Below are 527 nucleotides of genomic sequence, written 5' to 3'. Positions count from 1 at the left end.
ATCCACTCAAGTTCGTTCATGGAATCCTTATTTTTTTCAAGTTCATCTCTGGCTGTTGCGTAATATGATTTTTTGAAAAGCATATCCCATGAAAGATATTTTGCCATACAGTCAAACTGCTTATCAATCAGCTCATACTGGATACTGCCTACGGGAGAACCACCTACAACAATTGTGCCAACTTTTTTGTTTTTTAACTGCAATCCACGGCAGTAGCACTTATCAATGATAAGTTTCAATTGTGCTGACATTCCCCACCAATAAACTGGTGTAGCAAAAAGAATCATATCTGCGGCAGCAATTTTATCAATTGTAGAATTTGTATCATCCTTGTCGACGCATCCCTTAGAGCATTGACAGACACCACATCCCTTGCATGGTGCAATGTTGAGTTTGTCGGGTTCAATGATTTCAATTTTATTCTTTTCTGACGCTCCTTTTATAAATGCATTGATTGCTGCCAGCGTATTTCCTTTTCTGGCACTTCCATTAATGATTACAATTTTCATGCGTGTATCCTCCAACTT

The 527-nt window shown here is 38.1% G+C and carries 1 protein-coding gene; it reads right to left on the bottom strand.

Annotated elements, in window-relative coordinates; genetic code table 11:
- On the bottom strand, positions 1-509 hold a 509-nt coding region (locus DW739_RS14775; RefSeq protein WP_147355522.1), incomplete at its 3' end, for a flavodoxin family protein.
- Between the last annotated feature and the right edge of the window lie 18 nt (positions 510-527).

Origin of the sequence: Clostridium sp. AM28-20LB (assembly GCF_003480665.1) — a bacterium.
In the GTDB taxonomy this organism is placed as follows: Bacteria; Bacillota; Clostridia; order Lachnospirales; family Lachnospiraceae; genus Otoolea; species Otoolea fessa.
Note: the sequence above shows the minus strand (reverse complement) of the source record. Positions and strands in the feature narration are given on the sequence as shown.